This window comes from Kingella denitrificans ATCC 33394 (assembly GCF_000190695.1).
Taxonomy (GTDB): Bacteria; Pseudomonadota; Gammaproteobacteria; order Burkholderiales; family Neisseriaceae; genus Kingella_A; species Kingella_A denitrificans.
Genome location: NZ_GL870929.1, coordinates 28,043 through 47,223 on the forward strand (window position 1 = coordinate 28,043; position 19,181 = coordinate 47,223).

Annotated in this window: 22 protein-coding genes; 14 read left to right on the forward strand and 8 right to left on the reverse strand. The window is 58.0% G+C overall.

All coding sequences use genetic code 11. The annotated features are described in order from the left end of the window. Positions 1-174: 174 nt before the first annotated feature. From HMPREF9098_RS00125 to smpB, 5 genes are read right to left on the reverse strand one after another with little or no spacing between them, the layout of a single operon-like run. A complete protein-coding gene (locus tag HMPREF9098_RS00125; RefSeq protein ID WP_003780785.1) occupies positions 175-765 on the reverse strand; it encodes a phosphoheptose isomerase in 591 nt (196 codons plus the stop codon). 4 nt (positions 766-769) lie between these two features. Further along, entirely contained in the window at positions 770-1,114 is a 345-nt protein-coding gene (locus tag HMPREF9098_RS00130; RefSeq protein WP_003780786.1) for a YraN family protein, read from the reverse strand. After that, positions 1,111-1,848 (reverse strand): peptidoglycan editing factor PgeF, encoded by a 738-nt coding sequence (gene pgeF / locus HMPREF9098_RS00135; RefSeq protein ID WP_003780787.1) that lies wholly within the window; start codon positions 1,846-1,848, stop codon positions 1,111-1,113. The genes HMPREF9098_RS00130 and pgeF overlap by 4 nt, the downstream gene beginning before the upstream one ends. Then, positions 1,845-2,351: a 2-amino-4-hydroxy-6-hydroxymethyldihydropteridine diphosphokinase gene (gene folK / locus HMPREF9098_RS00140; protein ID WP_003780788.1), complete on the reverse strand. Its 507-nt coding sequence runs from the start codon at positions 2,349-2,351 to the stop codon at positions 1,845-1,847. The genes pgeF and folK overlap by 4 nt, the downstream gene beginning before the upstream one ends. An 8-nt stretch (positions 2,352-2,359) precedes the next feature. Further along, on the reverse strand, positions 2,360-2,806 hold the full coding sequence (gene smpB / locus HMPREF9098_RS00145) for an SsrA-binding protein SmpB (RefSeq protein ID WP_040564511.1): 447 nt from the start codon (positions 2,804-2,806) through the stop codon (positions 2,360-2,362). 269 nt (positions 2,807-3,075) lie between these two features. Between smpB and HMPREF9098_RS00150 the strand changes: the two genes are divergently transcribed. The 13 genes from HMPREF9098_RS00150 (at position 3,076) to HMPREF9098_RS00210 (ending at position 13,491) form a co-directional block, all read left to right on the forward strand. Then, positions 3,076-4,902 carry a peptidylprolyl isomerase gene (locus HMPREF9098_RS00150; RefSeq protein ID WP_003780792.1) on the forward strand — a complete coding sequence of 609 codons (1,827 nt, stop codon included), beginning with the start codon at positions 3,076-3,078 and terminating at the stop codon, positions 4,900-4,902. Between the two features lie 90 nt (positions 4,903-4,992). Beyond that, a complete protein-coding gene (locus HMPREF9098_RS00155) occupies positions 4,993-5,274 on the forward strand; it encodes a hypothetical protein (RefSeq protein WP_003780795.1) in 282 nt (93 codons plus the stop codon). A 96-nt stretch (positions 5,275-5,370) separates the two neighbouring features. Continuing rightward, positions 5,371-6,207 (forward strand): pantoate--beta-alanine ligase, encoded by an 837-nt coding sequence (gene panC / locus HMPREF9098_RS00160; protein WP_003780796.1) that lies wholly within the window; start codon positions 5,371-5,373, stop codon positions 6,205-6,207. Between the two features lie 72 nt (positions 6,208-6,279). Next, positions 6,280-6,615, forward strand: a complete 336-nt coding sequence (locus tag HMPREF9098_RS00165; RefSeq protein ID WP_003780798.1) for a YbaB/EbfC family nucleoid-associated protein — start codon at positions 6,280-6,282, stop codon at positions 6,613-6,615. 16 nt (positions 6,616-6,631) lie between these two features. Beyond that, positions 6,632-7,123: a 5-(carboxyamino)imidazole ribonucleotide mutase gene (gene purE, locus HMPREF9098_RS00170; RefSeq protein WP_003780799.1), complete on the forward strand. Its 492-nt coding sequence runs from the start codon at positions 6,632-6,634 to the stop codon at positions 7,121-7,123. 102 nt (positions 7,124-7,225) lie between these two features. Further along, complete coding sequence (hemH, locus tag HMPREF9098_RS00175; RefSeq protein WP_040564111.1) at positions 7,226-8,251, forward strand: ferrochelatase; 1,026 nt, start codon at positions 7,226-7,228, stop codon at positions 8,249-8,251. 79 nt (positions 8,252-8,330) lie between these two features. Beyond that, entirely contained in the window at positions 8,331-9,059 is a 729-nt protein-coding gene (gene truC / locus HMPREF9098_RS00180) for a tRNA pseudouridine(65) synthase TruC (RefSeq protein WP_003780801.1), read from the forward strand. 10 nt (positions 9,060-9,069) lie between these two features. Then, positions 9,070-9,765, forward strand: coding sequence for an alpha/beta hydrolase (locus HMPREF9098_RS00185; RefSeq protein ID WP_003780802.1), 696 nt, complete (start codon positions 9,070-9,072; stop codon positions 9,763-9,765). 81 nt (positions 9,766-9,846) lie between these two features. After that, positions 9,847-10,779, forward strand: coding sequence for an ACP S-malonyltransferase (fabD, locus tag HMPREF9098_RS00190; protein ID WP_040564112.1), 933 nt, complete (start codon positions 9,847-9,849; stop codon positions 10,777-10,779). A 40-nt stretch (positions 10,780-10,819) separates the two neighbouring features. Continuing rightward, complete coding sequence (gene fabG, locus HMPREF9098_RS00195; protein ID WP_003780804.1) at positions 10,820-11,566, forward strand: 3-oxoacyl-ACP reductase FabG; 747 nt, start codon at positions 10,820-10,822, stop codon at positions 11,564-11,566. Between the two features lie 79 nt (positions 11,567-11,645). Next, positions 11,646-12,446, forward strand: coding sequence for a serine O-acetyltransferase (gene cysE / locus HMPREF9098_RS00200; RefSeq protein ID WP_003780805.1), 801 nt, complete (start codon positions 11,646-11,648; stop codon positions 12,444-12,446). Positions 12,447-12,458: 12 nt separating this feature from the next. Further along, entirely contained in the window at positions 12,459-12,842 is a 384-nt protein-coding gene (gene gcvH / locus HMPREF9098_RS00205; RefSeq protein ID WP_003780806.1) for a glycine cleavage system protein GcvH, read from the forward strand. Positions 12,843-12,849: 7 nt separating this feature from the next. Then, positions 12,850-13,491: an arylesterase gene (locus HMPREF9098_RS00210; protein WP_003780808.1), complete on the forward strand. Its 642-nt coding sequence runs from the start codon at positions 12,850-12,852 to the stop codon at positions 13,489-13,491. Between the two features lie 232 nt (positions 13,492-13,723). Here HMPREF9098_RS00210 and HMPREF9098_RS00215 read toward each other — a convergent pair whose 3' ends face one another. Then, positions 13,724-14,923: an acetate kinase gene (locus HMPREF9098_RS00215; RefSeq protein ID WP_003780810.1), complete on the reverse strand. Its 1,200-nt coding sequence runs from the start codon at positions 14,921-14,923 to the stop codon at positions 13,724-13,726. A 129-nt stretch (positions 14,924-15,052) separates the two neighbouring features. Continuing rightward, positions 15,053-16,252 carry an oligosaccharide flippase family protein gene (locus tag HMPREF9098_RS00220; protein WP_003780812.1) on the reverse strand — a complete coding sequence of 400 codons (1,200 nt, stop codon included), beginning with the start codon at positions 16,250-16,252 and terminating at the stop codon, positions 15,053-15,055. Positions 16,253-16,438: 186 nt separating this feature from the next. Between HMPREF9098_RS00220 and tal the strand changes: the two genes are divergently transcribed. Next, positions 16,439-17,494 carry a transaldolase gene (gene tal / locus HMPREF9098_RS00225; protein WP_040564512.1) on the forward strand — a complete coding sequence of 352 codons (1,056 nt, stop codon included), beginning with the start codon at positions 16,439-16,441 and terminating at the stop codon, positions 17,492-17,494. Positions 17,495-17,722: 228 nt separating this feature from the next. Here the strand turns inward: tal and HMPREF9098_RS00230 are convergent, their stop codons facing one another. Further along, the gene (locus HMPREF9098_RS00230; RefSeq protein WP_040564514.1) at positions 17,723-19,150 is read right to left on the reverse strand and encodes an efflux transporter outer membrane subunit; all 1,428 of its coding nucleotides are present in this window, start codon (positions 19,148-19,150) and stop codon (positions 17,723-17,725) included. Between the last annotated feature and the right edge of the window lie 31 nt (positions 19,151-19,181).

Here is a 19,181-nt window from a genome sequence, read left to right on the forward strand (position 1 = left end):
ATACGGCGTTGGCTCACCTTGACGTACTACCTGTACGCCTTGCGGCTCGCCGCCTTGTCTCATTTTTATTTTAATCCACTATATTTTGCCGGATACGCCAAACGGTACGTTGCAATGGAAAAAGCAGCCTGCATGGCGTTTTTCAACGTGCAGGCTGCTTTTTGGGCAGATAGTTCAGCCTTCCAGCAACATGGAATCAATGCAGTCGCACAGCGCGTGTATCAACAGCAGGTGCACTTCCTGAATGCGGGCGGTGCGCGGGTAGGGTACATTGAGCAGCACGTCGCCGTCGCGCAGCAGTCCGGCAATTTTGCCGCCGTCGCGTCCGGTGAAGGCAATCACGTTCATTTCGCGTTCGTGCGCGGCGTGAATGGCTTCGATGATGTTTTTGGAATTGCCCGATGTGGAAATGCCGACCAGCACGTCGCCCATCCGCCCCAAGGCGCGGACTTGTTTGCTGAAAATGTGGTCGAAGCCGTAATCGTTGCCGATGGCGGTGAGGGCGGAAGTGTCGGTGGTGAGGGCGACGGCGGCCAGCTCCATGCGTTCCTGTTCGAAGCGGCCGGTCATTTCGGCGGCAAAGTGCTGGGCGTCGGCTGCGGAACCGCCGTTGCCGCAAATGAGGATTTTTCCGTCGTTGGCCAATGCGTCAAATAAGAGCTGCGCGGCTTGGGCGGCGGCTTCGGTCAAAACTTCCTGCGCCATCTGCTTAGTGCGGATGCTCTCTTCAAAATGGTCAAAAACACGTTTGTTCAAATCAATCATGGGTTTATCCTGAAATATTCTGTATCCATTGCGGTGCCTGCGCGCCTTGCAGCAAAACGGCGTCTAAGCGGCAGTGCGGGTTAATGTGTTGGGTTTGCAGGTAATATTCTGCGCTGCGTTGCAGTTTGGCCAATTTGGCGGGGGTGATGCTGTATGCCGCGCCGCCGAATGCGTTGCTGCTGCGGAATTTCACTTCGACAAACAGCAGCGTTTCCCCGTGCTGCATAATCAGGTCGATTTCGCCGTAGCGGCAGTGCCAGTTGCGTTCGCGCAGCAGGCAGCCTTGTTGTTGCAGAAACTGCAATGCGCGTTCTTCGGCGGCGCGGCCTGCTGGATGGTTCAGTTTCATCGCTCAATCCAGACGGCGCTGGCCATGCGTCCGGTTTGACCGTCGCGGCGGTAGGAGAAGAAGCGGTCGGATTCTTTCACGGTGCAGAAATCGCCGCCGTAAATCCGCGACACGCCGGCCTGTTGCAGGATTTGGTGTGCCAGCCCGTAAATATCGGCCAGATATTTGCCGTTGCCCAGCGGTGCGAAGCAGGATTGCGCGGCGGGGTTCGGGGCGCAGAAAGCAGCCTGCACATCGCCGCCCACTTCAAACGATTCCGCGCCGATGGCCGGTGCCAGATACGCCATAATTTCATGCGCCGGAACGCCCATCGCCCGAACGGTGTTTTGCAGGATGCCGCCGGCCAGCCCGCGCCAACCCGCGTGTGCGGCGGCCACCACATTGCCCGATTGATGGCAGAACAGCACGGGCAGGCAGTCGGCCGTCATGACGGTGCAGGCTGCTTTTCCCGTGTCGTCCCACGAAGCGTCCGCATTTTGCGGTTGCGCGATGCTGTCGGCGGCGCGAACCACATCGGTGCTGTGCGTCTGGTTCAGATACGCCATCGGCACGGGCACGGCCTGCTGCACCAAGGCGCGGTTGTGCAATACATGCTGCGGACGGTCGCCCACATGCAGGCCCAGGTTCAGGCTGGCGAACACGCCCTCGCTCACGCCGCCCTGCCGTGTGGTGATTAAGGTTTTGACCGAAGGCGGCGCGTCCCAATCGGCCGTGAAAAAGCAGCCTGCACTCATGTGGTTTCCTCCTGCAAACGGACAATGCCGTCATCTGCCAATGCGCGTGCCAAATCGGCGGCGCGGCCGTGGCTGCCCAGCACATAATCGGGGGCGATTTCCGCCAGTGGGCACATCACAAAACCGCGTTCGTGCGCACGCGGATGCGGCAGGGTCAGTGTGTCGGTTTGCCAAATTTCATGATGAAAATCAATCAAGTCCAAGTCCAATGTGCGCGGCGCGTTGCGGAAGGTGCGCTCGCGGCCGAACGCCTGCTCCACCGCCTGCAAACGTTGCAGCAGCGCCATGGCCGAGTCGCGCGTCTGCACCAAAGCCACGGCATTGATGAAGTCCGGCTGCTCCGCGTAGCCCACGGGCGCGGTGCGGTATAAAGACGAGAGGCGGAACGACACCATATTCGGCAGTGCCGCCACCGTTGCCGCCGCTTGGCGGACTTGGCGCGCAGGTTCTTCCAGATTGCTGCCGAACGCAATCACGGCGGTGTAAATATCCTGATGATTCATATGCCTGCCTATCGCGCCTGCTTCATCAAACGTTGTTTTTCGCGCTTCCAATCCGATTCTTTGGACGACTCGCGTTTATCGTGCAGCTTTTTGCCTTTCGCCAAACCGATTTCCGCTTTGATTTTGCCGCGGTGAAAGTGCATGTTCAAAGGCACAATCGTATAGCCCGCGCGTTCGGTTTTGCCGATGAGTTTGTTGATTTCGCGCTGGTTCAGCAGCAACTTGCGCGGACGGACAGGGTCTGGGCGGACGTGCGTGGAAGCGGTGGGCAGCGCGGTGATGTGGCAGCCCACCAGGTAAAAAGCATCTTTTTTCCAATAGATATAGCTTTCCTTCAACTGCACGCGCCCCGCACGGATGGCCTTCACTTCCCAGCCTTCCAGCACTAGGCCTGCCTGAATCTGCTCTTCGATATAATAATCGTGGAAGGCCTTGCGGTTGTTCGCAATCGACATGGTCGCTCCTTGCAAAATGTTTAACGGACGGTATTTTAACAGAAAAACAACGGCGGCACAGTGCAGGCTGCTTTCGGCGCGGTTCAAAAGCAGCCTGCACCTCCGTTTTCCCGTTGCAGGCTGCCTTCGAATTGCGATTTCCACCAACGGCACAGGCGCAATCTGTTATAATCGTCCCTATTTTTGACACGCCGGCGCGCAAAAAGCAGCCTGCACGGACACTGTCCGTTTGTTTATCCGCCAACCTATTTGTTTTTTGAGAAATTTTCATGTTTCACGCAATTGAAAAATACCGCACCCTGTCGCAAGTCCTGTTGGGCATCATCGGCGTTTCGTTCGTGGGCTTCGGCATCGCCAGCTTCGAAATCGTGCGCGACAACCGCTACATCGTCAAAATCGGCGACCAAGTCATCAACCGCGCCGCATTGGACGAAGCCGTCCGCAACTCGCAGGCATCGGGCGGCAGCGCAAGCCGTGAAGAAGTGTTCCAAACCTTGGTGCAGCGCGCCTACCTGATGGAAGGCGCAAAAGCCTTGGGCATTGCCGTTTCCGACACGCAAATCAAACAAGGCATTGTGGACGCGCCGATTTTTCACGACGAACAGGGCAAATTCAGCCCCGAACGCTTCCAAACATTCTTGAAGAACAACCATTTGAGCGAAAGCGCGTTTATGCAGATGGAACGCGAACGCCTGACGCTGGTGAGCCTGCTGCAAATGCTCAACAGCAACGTGGTGACTTCGGGCCAGGCGGAGCGCTATATCCAAACGCAGATGGCCGAGCGTGTCATCCGCACCAGCGTGTTCAATCCCGAAAATTACGCCGCGCAAGTGAAGGCGGGCGACGCGGAACTGCAAAAATATTATGACGCGCACAAAAGCAATTACGCCGTCGCGCCCGGCGTGAAATACGAATACATGGTGGTGTCGCCGAAAGATTTGGTCGACAAGCAGACCGTGTCCGCCGAAGAAGTGCAGGCTGCTTTGAAAACGGCAACCACCAACCAAAAACCCACGCGCCGCATTGCCCACATCATGATTAATGCGCCGAAATCCGCCGATGCCGCCACGCGCCAAAAAGCACGCGAGCAGGCAGAGAAAATTGCGCAGGAAGCCAAAGCGTCGCCCGATAAATTTGCCGAATTGGCCAAGCAGTATTCGCAAGACACCGGCTCGGCGCAAAACGGCGGCGATTTGGGCGCGCTGACACAGGGTAGCCTGCCCGCCAAACCGCTGGACGACGCGGCGTTCAAACTGGCGCAGGGCGCGGTGAGCGACGTGGTGGAAACCGATTTCGGCTACCACATCGTCCGCGTGCTGGAAATCCAGGGCAACGACGCGGCTGCGCAGGAAGCCCGCGTGCGCCAAGAATTGCAACTGAAAAAAGCGCAGCAGGCGTATGAAAAAATCCGCGAAGAAATTGCCGAATTCACACTGAACACGCCCGATTTGAAAGCCGCCGCGCAAAAATTCGGCCTGACCGTGCAGCAGCAGAACGAATGGCTGACACAGGCCAACGCAGGCAGCCTGCACGTGCCCAAAGCCGTGGCGGACACGCTGTTCAGCGAAGACGTGATGACGAAGAAACACATTTCCGAAGGCATTAGCGCGGACGGTGCGACTTGGTTCGTGCGCGTAACCGACACGCGCCCCGCCGGCACGGAAACGCTGGCCACCGCGCGCGACCGCATCCGTGCGGATTTCGTCCGAGCCGAAAGCATTCGTCTGGCGCGTGCCGCCGCACAGCAGGCGCAAACCGATTTGCAGGCGCGCAAAGCCGTTACGCTGGCATGGACGCCCGAACAAAATGTGCTGCCGATGCAGATGCAGGCTGCTTTGGTGCCCGCCGACTACAAAGCCTTTATGGCCGCCGTGCCGAACAACGGCCAGCCTGCTTATGCCGTGGTGGAACGCAACGGCATGGTGGAACTGGTGGAAGTGCTGAAAAACAATCCGCTGGGCGGCGGCCAGATTATTCAGGCCGTGCGCATGCAGTTGGCGCAGTTGCGCGGCGAAACCGTGACACAGGCGTATCTGCAATATCTGCAAACCAAGATTCCGACCAAGCAGGGCGTGGAAAAGGTCAACGAAGAATAAGCCTTGTCCGGCCGGTGCGCCATGCCGTTGGAGGATGGCGCGGCGGGGTGTAAAATGCGGTGCGGGAATGTTCCTGATTAGGAGTATGACATGAAAAAATACCGCGTTATCGCTGCTTTGGCGGCCTGCCTTCTGGTGCAGGCTGCATCGGCAGAAGTCGTGCTGTACAGTTATAAGGGCGACATCCGCCGCTGCGAAATCCCCGTTTCCGTCATCCGCCGCCATCTGGAAGAGCAGCCGTTTTACGAGATTCAACGCGGCACCTGTCCGTATATTCGGATTGTGGACGACGAAGCGCGCGGCCAAAACCCGCCAACCACCGAACCCCGTACCGAATCCGCCCCCGAAGATGTGCCGATATCGAACCGTTAAATTTACCGTTCAAAGTGCAGGCTGCTTTTGAAACCGACAAAAAGCAGCCTGCACTTCCATTTCATCAACAGAATCAACCATTAAACGGAACCCGTTATGAAGATTATCCACACCATTGCCGAGCTGCGCGCTTGGCGCAAAACCGCCGGCAGCGTCGCCTTCGTGCCGACCATGGGCAACCTGCACGCAGGCCATCTGGCACTGGTCGCCCAAGCGCGCGCCGCTGCCGAACACGTTGTGGTGAGCGTGTTTGTGAACCGCCTGCAATTCGGGCAGGGCGAAGATTTCGACCAATATCCGCGCACATTGGAAGAAGATGCCGCCAAACTGCGCGATGCCGGCGTGAGCGTGCTGTTCGCGCCGAGCGAGCAAGAGCTTTATCCGCGCGTGCGGCAGGATTACCAAGTCGAACCGCCGCACCTGCAAAACGAATTGTGCGGCCAATTCCGCCCGAACCATTTCCGCGGCGTGGCCACCGTGGTGTGCAAGCTGTTCAACATCGTGCAGCCCGATGCCGCCTGCTTCGGCAAAAAAGATTATCAGCAACTGGCCATCATCCAAGGCATGACGGACGATTTGAACATCCCCGTTCGGATTATCCCCGTCGATACGGGGCGTGCGGAAGACGGCTTGGCCCTGTCCAGCCGCAACCAATACCTGTCGGCCGAAGAGCGGCGGGAAGCACCGCGCCTGTTCCGTGAATTGCAGGCCGTCGCCCAAGCCGTGCAGGCAGGCAATCGCGATTACTCCGCCCTGCAAAATGCCGCAGCACACCACCTGCAACAGCACGGTTGGCAGGTGGATTATGTCGAAATCCGCACGCAGGGCAGCCTGCACATCGCCCGTTTGGGCGACACTCGGCTGGTGGTTTTGGCTGCGGCGCGCCTGGGCAAAACACGCTTAATCGACAATTTGGAATTTGCCGCCGAATAGGGCATATACTCAACAAAAGCGAATTTTGTTATACTGGAACATTATTTTTCCAACAGATTTAGGAGACCTACCATGTTTGGTAAAGCCGGATTGGGCGGCTTGATGCAGCAAGCCCAAAAAATGCAGGACAATATGAAGAAAGCCCAAGCCGAATTGGCGCAGACCGAAGTGGAAGGCCAGGCGGGCAATGGCTTGGTGAAAGTGAAGGCCACTTGCGGCCATGTGGTTACGCGGCTCGACATCAGCCCCGATTTAATCGCCGAAGCGGCGGACGACAAAGAAATGCTGGAAGATTTGATTCTGGCGGCGATTGCCGATGCGCACGAAAAAGCCGAGCAAACCACGTCGGCGCGCATGGCGCAGTTCACGCAGGGCCTGCCTCCCGGCTTCGGCGATTTCTTCAAATAAACGGAAGGGCGGCGTTATGGTCAAAATCGGTATCATCATGGGCAGCAACAGCGATTGGGCGGTGATGGAACATGCCGCACGCATGCTGGAACAGTTCGGCGTTGCCTACGAGGCCAAAGTCGTGTCGGCGCACCGCACGCCTGATTTAATGTTTGAATACGCCAAATCGGCACAGCAACGCGGCTTGCAGGCGATTATCGCCGGAGCGGGCGGCGCGGCGCACCTGCCGGGCATGGTGGCCAGCCAAACACCGCTGCCCGTGCTGGGCGTGCCTGTGCCGAGCAAATATCTGCGCGGCGAAGATTCGCTGCTGTCCATCGTGCAAATGCCCAAAGGCGTGCCGGTGGCCACGTTTGCGATTGGCGAGGCGGGCGCGGCCAATGCGGCCTTGTTCGCCGTGTCGTTGCTGGCAAACCACGATGCCGCCCTGGCACAAAAATTGGCCGATTTCCGCACACGGCAAACGCAGACCGTGTTGGATATGACGCTGCCTGCCGTGTCCGAATAAACGGACGTGCCGCCCGAATGACCCATCAAAAGCAGCCTGCACACGGATAGCGTCATCGTGGCACACGAAAGTGCAGGCTGCTTTTTTGACGGAACGAAGCAAATGAAATTCAAACCGGAATATCCGAACCATGCTGCCGAGAAGGAACGCATCGGCGTGTTGCTGCTGAACCTGGGCACGCCGTCCGCCCCCAAGCCGGAGGCGGTCCGCGCTTATTTGCGCGAATTTTTGTCCGACACGCGGGTGGTGGAATTGCCCAAATGGGTGTGGCAGCCGCTGTTGCACGGTATTGTGTTGCCGTTGCGCAGCAAAAAAAGCGCGCATGCTTATGAAAAAATCTGGTTCAAGGAAGGTTCGCCGCTCTTGGTGTTTACCCGTCGCCAAGCCGAAGGCCTGCGCCGCCTGCTGCCCGAAACGGTGTGTGTCGAATATGCCATGACGTATGGCAAACCGTCCATCGCCGAAAGTATCGATGCGCTGAAAAGCCAAGGCGTGGGCAAGCTGCTGGTGCTGCCGCTGTATCCGCAATACGCCGCCAGCTGCACGGGCGCGGCGCTGGACAAGGTGTGGCGCGAGATTTTAGCGCAGCGCAACCAAATGTCGGTGTGCAGCATCAGCCGTTTTTACGACCATCCAGCGTATATCCGCGCATTGGCGCAGCAAATCCACAATTACCGCGCGCAGCACGGCAGCGGCGATTTGCTGATGTTCAGCTTCCACGGCATTCCGCAACGGCACAATGATTTGGGCGACCCTTATCCAGACGAATGCCGCCGCACCGCGCAATTAACTGCCAAAGAGCTGGGTTTGACGGAAAAAGATTATGTGGTGTCGTTCCAAAGCCGTTTCGGCAAGAACAAGTGGATTGAACCGTCCACGCAGACGCTGTTTTCCACCTTGCCGAAAAAACAGGGTGTGCGGCGGCTGGACGTGATTTGCCCCGGCTTTGTGTCGGATTGCTTGGAAACGATGGAAGAGATTGCCATTGCGGGGCGCGAGCAGTTTCACGCGGCCGGCGGCGAACAGTTCCACTACATCCCCTGCCTGAACGACAATCCCGAGTTTTTGGACGCGCTGGTACGCATTTTGCAGGACAATAGCGCGTGGCTCGCCGCAGCCGAATCGTAATGGCCAATGCCAAAAGCAGCCTGCACTTTCCGTTTATAGCGGGTGCAGGCTGCTTTTTTACCTTTGCCGCATTTTCCGTATGATAGAAATCCTTGCCCAAACAGACGATTACATTGCCGTGAACAAACCGGCCGACATGCTGGTCCACCGTACATGGCTTTCCTGCGGTGAAACCGTGTTCCTGCTGCAAACCCTGCGCGACCAACTGGGGCGGCACGTTTTCCCCGTCCACCGGCTCGACCGCCCCACGTCGGGCATTATGCTGTTTGCCCTGCACCGCGAAGCCGCCCAATATTTCACCGGGCAATTCGGCAGCCGCCTTGTCCGCAAAACCTATCTTGCCATCGCGCGCGGCTGGACGGACGATGCAGGCTGCATTGATTACCCACTCAAAGAACAGCTCGATAAAATTGCCGACCAGCACGCCGACGGCGACAAGCCCGCCCAAGCAGCCTGCACCGAATACCGCACGCTGGCCCGCAGCGAACTGCCCATCGTCAGCACGCCGCGTTATGCCACCTCGCGCTATTCGCTGCTGCGCCTCATGCCGCACACCGGGCGCAAACACCAAATCCGCCGCCACCTCAAACACATTTTCCACCCGATTGTGGGCGACACCACGCACGGCGATTTGCGCCAAAACCGCGCCATTCACCAATTTTACGGCAACACGCGGCTGCTGCTCCACGCCGAAAGTCTGCAATTCACCGACCCGCAGCAGCGCGAAATCCACATCGCCGCGCCCACCGATGCGGCATGGCGGCAAGTGCAGGCTGCTTTGTTCCCCGAATACGCGGCGCAGGAATGAAAGGCACAATATGAAGAAAACGGAAATGCACATTGCAGGCAAAGACTGCGTATTGTACGCGCAGGAAAACGCGGAATACCTGCTGGTTCAGCCCGTTGACGAACACGACAGGGCGTTGCTGGACAGTGAAGTGGCCTATATTGCGGGCAACACGGAGCAGCGGTTCGGCCTGGCCGCCTTTCACATTGACGATTGGAACAGCGCGCTCACGCCGTGGGAAATGCCGCTGTTGCGCGGAAAAGGGCGCTTCGGCAGCGGTGCGGCGGACACGTTGGACTGGATATGCCGCCACCTGCTGCCGTATTGCACGGAACGCCTCGGCATGGCGTATGGCAACGCGCGCTGTTTTCTGGGCGGCTATTCGCTGGCAGGGTTGTTCGCTTTGTGGAGCGGTTATCAGACGGACAAATTTTGCGGCGTGGCGGGCGTATCGCCTTCCGTGTGGTACGAAGGCTGGCTTGAATTTGCCGCCAAAAGCAGCCTGCACGCCGAATCCGTGTATTTGAGCCTCGGCACGAAAGAAGAAAACGCCAAACACCCCGTATTGGCACAAATCGGCCATCGTATCCGCGAATACGCGCAAATTCTTGCCGATGCCGACCGCGCGCCGCGCCATGTTTTGGAATGGAACGAAGGCGGCCATTTCAGCGATTCGGACACGCGCACCGCCAAAGGGTTCGTGTGGCTGCTGCAAAACGGCGGCTGAAAAGAAATCCGCCGTGCGAATGCGGAGAAGCCTGCATTTCGTGCTATGATAGCCCCATTTCAGACAACAGAAGGATCAGCCATGCCATTTGCATTTTTCTTCCCCGGCCAAGGCTCGCAAAGCCTGAACATGATGAGCGGTTTTGACGGCGTTTCGGTGGTGCGCGACACCTTTGCCGAAGCTTCGGACGCATTGGGTCAGGATTTGTGGGCGATGATGAACGGCGAAGATGCCGAACTCATCGGCCAAACCGTCAATACGCAGCCCTTGATGCTGGCGGCGGGCGTGGCGACGTACCGCGCTTATTTGGCGGCAGGTGGCAAAATGCCCGATGTGGCGGCAGGGCACAGCCTGGGCGAATACACCGCGCTGGTGGCCGCAGGCAGCCTGCACTTTGCCGATGCGGTGCGTTTGGTGCGCCGCCGTGCCGAATTGATGCAGTCCGCCGTGCCGCAGGGCGTGGGCGCGATGGCGGCAATTCTGGGTTTGGACGATGATGTGGTCCGCCAAGTGTGCGCCGCCGCCGAACAGGGCGAAGTGTGCGAAGCCGTGAACTTTAATTCCGTGGGGCAAGTGGTGATTGCCGGCAATACCGCGGCGGTGGAACGCGCCATGCAGGCGGCCAAAGAAGCCGGTGCCAAACGCGCCCTGCCGTTGCCCGTGTCCGTGCCGTCGCATTGCCGCCTGATGCAGCCTGCAGCGGAAAAACTGGCCGCCACGTTGGACGAAGTCGATGTGCAGCCGCCGCGCATCCGCGTGATTCACAATGCCGACGTGGCCGCGCATGCCGAACCCGCACAAATCAAAGACGCGTTGGTGCGCCAACTGTATTCGCCTGTGCGCTGGACGGAAACCGTGCAGCTGCTGGTGCGCGAAGGTATCACCCAATCCGCCGAATGCGGGCCGGGCAAAGTGTTGGCCGGTTTGGCCAAACGCATCGACAAAGAAGCAGCCTGCACCGCTCTGGTGTCGCAAAGCAGCGTGGAAGAATTTATCGCCGCACACGCGCAGTAAACCGTTTGCATCTTCAAAATCCAATCATTAGGACGACATTATGACGACACAAAACCTGACAGGTAAAACCGTTTTGGTGACCGGCGCATCGCGCGGAATCGGCGCGGCGATTGCCGACACATTGGCACAGGCCGGCGCCACCGTTATCGGCACGGCCACTTCAGAAAGCGGGGCTGCCGCCATCGGCGAGCGTTTGGCGCAATGGAACGGACACGGCCGCACGCTGAATGCGGCAGACGAGCAGGGCATTGAAACGCTGATTGCCGATATTGAAAAAGAATTCGGCAAACTGGATATCCTGGTCAATAACGCAGGCATCACGCGCGACAACCTGCTGATGCGCATGAAGGACGAAGAGTGGGACGACATCATGAACGTGAACCTGAAATCCGTGTACCGCGCCTGCAAAGCCGTGATGCGCGGCATGATGAAACAGCGCAGCGGCCGCATCATCACGATTACCTCGGTGGTCGGCACCATGGGCAATGCGGGGCAGACGAACTATGCCGCCGCCAAAGCCGCCTTGCAGGGGTTCAGCAAATCGCTGGCACGCGAAGTCGGTTCGCGCGGCATTACGGTGAACTGTGTCGCCCCCGGCTTTATCGACACCGACATGACGCGCGCCCTGCCGGAAGAAACGCGCAAAACGTTTGAAGCGCAAACCGCATTGGGCCGCTTCGGCGAAGCGCAGGACGTGGCTGACGCGGTGCTGTTCCTCGCCTCCGACCAGGCGCGTTACATTACCGGCCAAACGCTGCATGTGAACGGCGGCATGTTGATGCCTTAAACCAACGGCCATAAAAGGTGCAGGCTGCTTTTCGCATTTTTAAAAGCAGCCTGCACTTTACACACCAAAAGGACAACGCATGATCACAACGGCCAACCTTTGGCACACCATCCGCGCGGAAGTGGAAGCCGCCGCACGCGAAGAGCCCATGCTCGCCAGTTTCCTGCATTTGACTGTGCTGCGGCACGACAGCCTGGCACACGTTTTGGCCTTCCATTTGTCCAGCAAATTATCCAGCAGCACCATGGACGCGCGCGCGCTGTACGAAACCTTCCTGCACGTTTTGCAGCACCATCCCGACATTACCCGTGCCGTGGAAAGCGACATCACTGCGTGTTACGAACGCGACCCCGCCTGCGATGCCTATTCGCTGCCGCTGCTGTATTTCAAGGGCTTCCACGCCATCCAAACGCACCGGATTAACCACGCGCTTTGGCGGCAGGAACGCAAAACGCTGGCCTATTTCCTGCAAAACCGCGCCTCCGAAGTATTCGGCGTGGATATCCATCCGGGCGCGAAATTCGGCTGCGGTATCATGTTCGACCACGGCACGGGCATTGTGATTGGCGAAACCGCCGTGTTGGGCAACAATATTTCGCTGCTGCACGGCGTTACGCTGGGCGGTTCGGGCAAAGAAAGCGGCGACCGCCACCCGAAAATCGGCGACGGCGTGATGATTGGCGCGAATGCGTCCGTGTTGGGCAATATCCGTATCGGCCATTGCGCGAAAATCGGCGCGGGCAGTGTGGTGGTGCGCGATGTCGAACCGCAGACCACCGTGGTCGGCGTGCCCGCCAAAGCCGTGGGCTTGTCCAAAAACACGCCCGCCGCCGACATGGATCAATCGCTGCTGTGCGATGATTTTATCTATGTGATTTAATGGAAACGAAAAATGAGTCAGATTCCGACAGAGTTGCGTTATAGCGCAGAGCACCAATGGGTGCGGCTGCAAGAGGACGGCACTGCCCAAATCGGCATTACCGACACCGCCCAGAACGCGTTGGGCGACATTGTGTTTATCGAACTGCCCGCTGTGGGCGCGACGTTTGCCGCAGGGGAGCAGGCTGCATTGGTCGAATCGGTGAAATCCGCTTCCGATGTGTATTGCCCGATTGCGGGCGAAGTGGTGGCGGTGAACGGCGTGTTGGACGGCAGCCCGGAAACCGTGAACGAATCGCCTTATGATGCAGGCTGGTTTTTCGTCATCCGCCCGGCGCAGGTGCAAGACATCGAAACGCTGCTGACGGCCGAGCAATACCGCGCCCTCAACAGCTGATTCCGACATGGCACACACACCTTATCCGCTGACACGGCGGCATTTTTTGCAGGCCGTCGCCGTTTTGCTGGCCGCCGGCGCATGCCGTTTCGCCAAGAAATATACCAAAATCCCCGCAGGCAGCACGGTGTTGGCGCTTGGCGATTCCTTAACCGAAGGTTACGGCGCGCGCCCGGGCGAAGATTATCCGACACAGTTGGCCAAAATCACGGGCTGGAATGTCATCAACGGCGGCGTGTCGGGCGATACCAGCGCGCAGGCATTGGCGCGGCTGCCCGGTTTGATGAAGCAGAATCCCAAGCTCGTGCTGGTCAGCATTGGCGGCAACGATTTCCTGCAAAAGAAACCGGAAAGCGAAACCGTGGCCAATATCAGCCGGATGATTGAGCAGATTCAGGCGGCCAAAGTGCCGTTGGTGCTGGTGGCGATTCCGTATTTCACGGCCGGCGCGCTGATTGGGCGCGTATCCGAACATGCCTTGTTTTCGGATTTGGCGGAAAAATACCGAGTGCCGCTGCTGAAAGGTGCGTGGGCGGATATTTTGGGCGACAAGGATTTGAAGTCGGACACGGTGCATGCGAATGCGAAGGGCTATTTGCAGTTTGCCGAAGAAATGGCGGATTTTTTGCAGGCGCAGGGCTTTCGATAAGCGGATAAACAGGGTGCAGGCTGCTTTTTTGGGGTATCAAAAGCAGCCTGCACTTTTCAATTTCCATTTTTTATAGTGGATTACAATAAAAATGAGACAGGGCGGCGAGCCAATGCCGTATCATTGCAATTTTAATCTACTATATATGGTTGATGAAATCACGAGCGCAATAAAGTGCAGGCTGCTTTTCAGTTTCCCAAAAAAGCAGCCTGCACTTTTATTGACCGGACGATTACGCTGCCAAGCCGCTCAAACGTGCGGTGTCTTGTGCAATCATCAGTTCTTCGTTGGTCGGAATCACCACAGCTTTGACTTTGCTGCCGGCAGCGGTAATCACGCCTGCTTTGCCGAAGCGTGCCGCCGTGTTGGCTTCTTTGTCCACGCTGAAGCCCAAGAATTCGCAGTAGTTCAATACTTTTTCGCGGATGATGTCGGAGTTTTCGCCGATACCGCCGGTGAACACCAATGCGTCCAAACCGCCGGCCGCCACGGCCATGGAAGCGACATATTTCGCCAGACGGTAAGAGAACATTTCCAGTGCCAATACGGCGCCTTCGTGGCCGTTCAGCGATTCGTCTTCAATCACGCGGCAGTCGCTGGACAGCTCGGAAATGCCCATCAGGCCGCTTTCTTTGTTCAGAATGTCGGTGATTTGCTGGGTGCTCAATTTCAGGTTGTCGGCCAAGAATGAGAAGATGCTTGGGTCCACATCGCCCGAACGCGTGCCCATCACCAAGCCTTCCAAAGGTGTCAGACCCATGCTGGTGTCCATGGATTTGCCGTTGCGCACGGCGGTGATGGACGCGCCGTTACCCAAGTGGGCGATGACCAGTTTCAGATTGTTTTTGTCCGCGCCCAAAACGTTGGCGGCTTCTTCGGCCACGAAGCGGTAGCTGGTGCCGTGGAAACCGTAGCGGCGCACGCCCAAATCGCGGTAGAACTTGCGGGGGATGGCATACATATACGCGTGTTCGGGCATGGTTTGGTGGAATGCGGTGTCGAACACGGCCACATTCGGCAGGCCTTTGAAGATGTCTTGCGCGGCGCGGATGCCCAGCAGGTTGGCGGGGTTGTGCAGCGGTGCCAGCGGAATGCATTTTTCGATGGCTGCCATCACGCTGTCGTCAATCAGCACGGATTCGCTGTATTCTTCGCCGCCGCTCACCACGCGGTGGCCGATGGCGCCGATTTGGCTTTCCAAGCCCATGGCTTTCAGTTTTTCCAACATTGCGCCCACTGCGCCGGTGTGGTTCGGTGTTGCGCTCAAATCGACACGTTCTTTTTGGCCGTTCACTTTAAATGTGATGTAGGCATCTGCCAGGTTCAGTTTTTCGCCCAGACAGCTCAGCAGCACATCGCCGTTTTCGCTGTTTAAAACCGCTCCTTTCAAAGAAGACGAACCGCAGTTTAATACCAAAATCAATTTAGACATGAGTTTTCCTTATTATAAAAGAGAAATAAAGTGCAGGCTGCTTTGAGCTGCAAGGGAGCGCCTTGTGAGGGCAATAAACCTTAAAGGCGGTATTTTAACGGATTTTCGGCCGTTTGATAATCCATTGGGCTAATCTGCGGCGTTTGGGCGCACGAAATAATACAGAATTGGCAAAATGGCGAGGTTGCCGGCCACCATCGCCCACGGCAGCCATGCCATCCCCAGTGGCGCGACGGCGAACAGAATCAGCAGGTAAATGGCGGCGGACAATAGGGAAATGCTGGAAATCAGCGAATTTTTGCCGAAATAAAACAGGTAATTGATCAGCAGGTAATAGGGGATGGTGAGTGCGTAGCCCAAGGTGAAGAGGACGATATAGTGGTGCGCGCCAATGTATTGCGCCCCTAAAAACCACACGAACCAGGATTCGGGTATGCACCAAACGGCGGCGGCGAACAGCGGTGCGGCGCAGAAGCCGAGCCATGCCCAGCGGCGGACGCGGCGGGCGGTGAGTTTTTTCTGTTCGATGGCGTGATAATAATACGGCACGGTGGCTTTGTTCACCGCCATCAGGATAATGCTCAGAATGCCGGCCAGTTGCAGGGCGGCGGCATACACGCCCAATTCGGCGGCGGAATACATGCGGTAGATGATGATGCGGTCGAGCTGGCCTTTGACGAAGCCGCTGGCGTGGTGCAGCAGCAGGGGTAGGCCGAAGGCCAGGATATAGCGCAGCGAATGCAGGGCGCGGCGGCGGGTGAAATGTGCAGGCTGCTTTTGATTGGCCCAGCAATATGCGGCGGCGGCCACGGCAAAATTCACCGAACACAGCGCGGCAAAGCGCATGGCGACCGGCTGGTATGCCGTGCATTCCAGCAGGAGGACGGTGAGAACGGCGGACAACGCGCTGCTGCTGATTTGTATCGCCACATAAGGCAGGGCGCGTTTTTGGCATTGCCGCCAGGCCAGTTGCGCACCGAGCAGGGTTTGGCTGCCCGCGGTCAGGACGACAAAGCCCACAATCCACGATTGCCGCCACCAGGCGAACAGCAGGCCGAGCAGGGTGAGCGCGAGGGCGTACAGGCCGCCCGTGCGCAAAACGTTGGGCAGGTTGCGCTTGCCGTAAAAATAAAAATAGCGCGTGATGGCGCCGTCTTGGCTTAAGCCGAATGCGAGTGCCAGCAGCGACAGGACGGTTTGGTAATACGACAGTTCGCCGAAGCCTGCCGCGCCGAGTTTGCGCGTCAGATAGGGCAGGAGCAGGAAGGGCAGGGCTTTGGCAAACAGTTCGCCCAGCAGGTAAACCGCGCTGTCTTTCAGGATTTTCATGTGCAGGCTGCTTTGGAAAATGCGGCAAAAGTGGGCAATATTAGCGGAAAATTTGGGGCGGTGGCAAATGTGCAGGCTGCTTTTGGCACGCGCGCCGTTAAATTTTGCCGCCGCCCTGTTCAACCGGCGCGAAAAGGTTTACATTTGCGCTTTCCGCATCTCAAACAAAAACGAAAGAAGAACGATATGACGATTTTAGCCGAAGTGAAAAAACTGGGACAACAAATCTGGCTGGACAATTTGTCGCGCACCTTGGTGCAAAGCGGCGCATTGGCGAAAATGCTGGAACAGGGCGTGTGCGGCGTAACGTCCAATCCGGCCATTTTCCAAAAAGCCTTTTCGGGCGACGCGCTGTATGCCGCCGATATTGAAATGCTGAAACAACAGGGCAAAGATGCCAAAACGATTTACGAAACCTTGGCCGTGGCCGATGTGCAGGCTGCCTGCGACGTCTGCCGCGCCGAATTCGACCGTTCCGGCGGCAACACGGGATTTGTGAGCCTGGAAGTGTCGCCAGAGTTGTCACGCAACGCGCAAGGCACGATTGACGAAGCCAAACGCCTGCACGCTGCCATCAACCGCCCGAATGTGATGATTAAAGTGCCGGCCACCGACGAAGGCTTGCAGGCATTGACCGAGTTGGTGGCGGACGGCATCAGCGTGAACCTGACGCTGCTGTTTTCGCGCCGCCAAACGCTGAAAGCTTACCGCGCTTATGCGGACGGCATTGCGAAACGCTTGGCGGCGGGCGGCGATGTGCGTGCCGTTCATGTAGTGGCGAGCTTCTTCATTTCGCGCGTGGACGGCGCACTGGATGCCACGCTGCCCGAACACCTGCAAGGCAAAATCGCCATTGCGTTGGCCAAAGCCGCGTATCTGGATTGGCAGGCATTTTTTGCCGCGCCCGAATTTGCACGGCTGGCAGAGCAGGGCGCCAACAAAGTTTCGCTGCTGTGGGCTTCCACCGGCGTGAAAAATCCCGCGTATCCCGACACGCTGTATGTGGACAGCCTGATTGGCGCGGACACGGTGAACACAGTGCCAGATGCCACGCTGAACGCCTTTATCGACCACGGAAAAGCAGCCTGCACATTGACCGAAGGCACGGAAGAAGCATTGGCGCAACTGGCGGAAACGGCGCAACTGGGCATTGACTTGGAAACGCTGGCCACGCGCCTGCAAGACGACGGCTTGAAGCAGTTTGAAAAAGCGTTCGAGCAACTGCTGGCACCCTTGGCCTGACGGGAAAATCATCATACGAAAAAGCAGCCTGCACTTTCATGAACCGTGAAAAGTGCAGGCTGCTTTTTGGCTTTGCAGATGTGTCGGCAATATATAGTGAATTAAAATCGCAATGATACGGCGTTGGCTCGCCTTGACGCGGCTCGCCGCCTTGTCTCATTTTCCTTTTAATCCACTATAAAACGGCCGAACCTGAAAACCGTTCGGCCGTTGCTTGGCGGCGGAGGGTCAGCGGGCTTCCGAAGCAGCCTGCACCGCGGTATCTGGCGTGTCGTGCGTGTACCGTTTCAGGCCGCCGCCCAACACTTTATACAAATCCGCCATGTTTTCCAGCAGGCTCAATTCGGTGGCGAGCAGGTTGCTGCTGGCCGAATAGTTGCTGCGTTCCGCATCGAGCAAATCCAGCGAGCTGGACACGCCGTGGCGATAGCGCAGGCGCACCAGGCGCAGGCGGTCGGCAAAGGCTTTGCTTTGGGTAACATTGGCATTGTATTGCGCGTTCAGCGCGGAGCGTGCCGCCAAAGCGTCCGATACTTCGCGGAATGCGGATTCGACCGCCGCTTCATAAGCCACCACGGTTTTTTGCTGGGCGATTTTGGCGGCATCCAAATTCGCACTATTGCTGCCCCAGTCGAAAATCGGCAGGCCGGCAGAACCGCCGAACGACCATGATTTGCTGCCGCTGCTGAACAGATTGCTCAACTGCGGGCTGCCGAGGCCCAAGCTGCCGGTCAGGCTGATGCGCGGGAAGAAATTGGCACGCGCCGCGCCGATATTGGCGTTGGCCTGTTTCATGTTGTGCTCTGCGGCGATGATGTCGGGCCGGTTCAGCAGCAAATCGGACGGCAGGCCGGCGGGCAGCTGGCGGATTTTGAACTGGCGGCTCAAGGGCAGGGCAGCCGGCAGGTTGTCGGGGATTTTCTGGCTGATGAGCAGTTCGATTTGGTTGCGCGCCACCTCGGCATTTTTAACGGCTTCGGCGTAGCTGGCTTGGGCGGCGGCGATGGTGGCTTCCTGTTCGCGCAAATCCAAAGCGGAAATCACACCCGCGCGGTAACGCAGTTGCGACAGGCGGTAGGTTTCTTGGCGGGTTTTGAGGACGCGCTGCGCCAAATCCGCGCTGGCCAGTGCGTATTGTTGGTTGAAATAGGCTTTGGCGACGGTGGATATCAGGCTCAAATGGGTGCTGTCGCGGCTGGCGGCGGTGGCGAAGTAGCTTTGCAGCGCGGCTTCGCTGCTGTTGCGCACGCGTCCCCACAAGTCCAGCTCGAAGGCGGAAATGCCCAAGCCCACGGAGAAACTGTTACCCACGCCTTGCACGTTGCCGCTGCGTGTCGCGCCTGCCGAGCCGTTGAGCGAGGGCAGTTCTGCGCTGCGGGTGATGGCGTATTGGGCGCGGACTTGCTCCACGTTCAGGTTGGCGGTGCGCAAGTCGGTGTTGTTTTTCAGCGCCAGTTCAATCAATGCGTGCAGGCGCGGGTCGGCAAAATAGTCTTTCCAACCGAGGGAGGCGGCCTGAATGGCGCGGGTGTCGCTCACTTTGTTGTGGCGGAACTGGCTGCTGGGCAGCTCGACTTCGGGGCGCTCGTATTTGGGCGCGAGGTTACACGCGGACAGCGCCAGGCTCACGCCGGTCAGGATAAAGGCTTTTTTCATCATCATAAACATCTCTTGTTCGGGGTGCAGG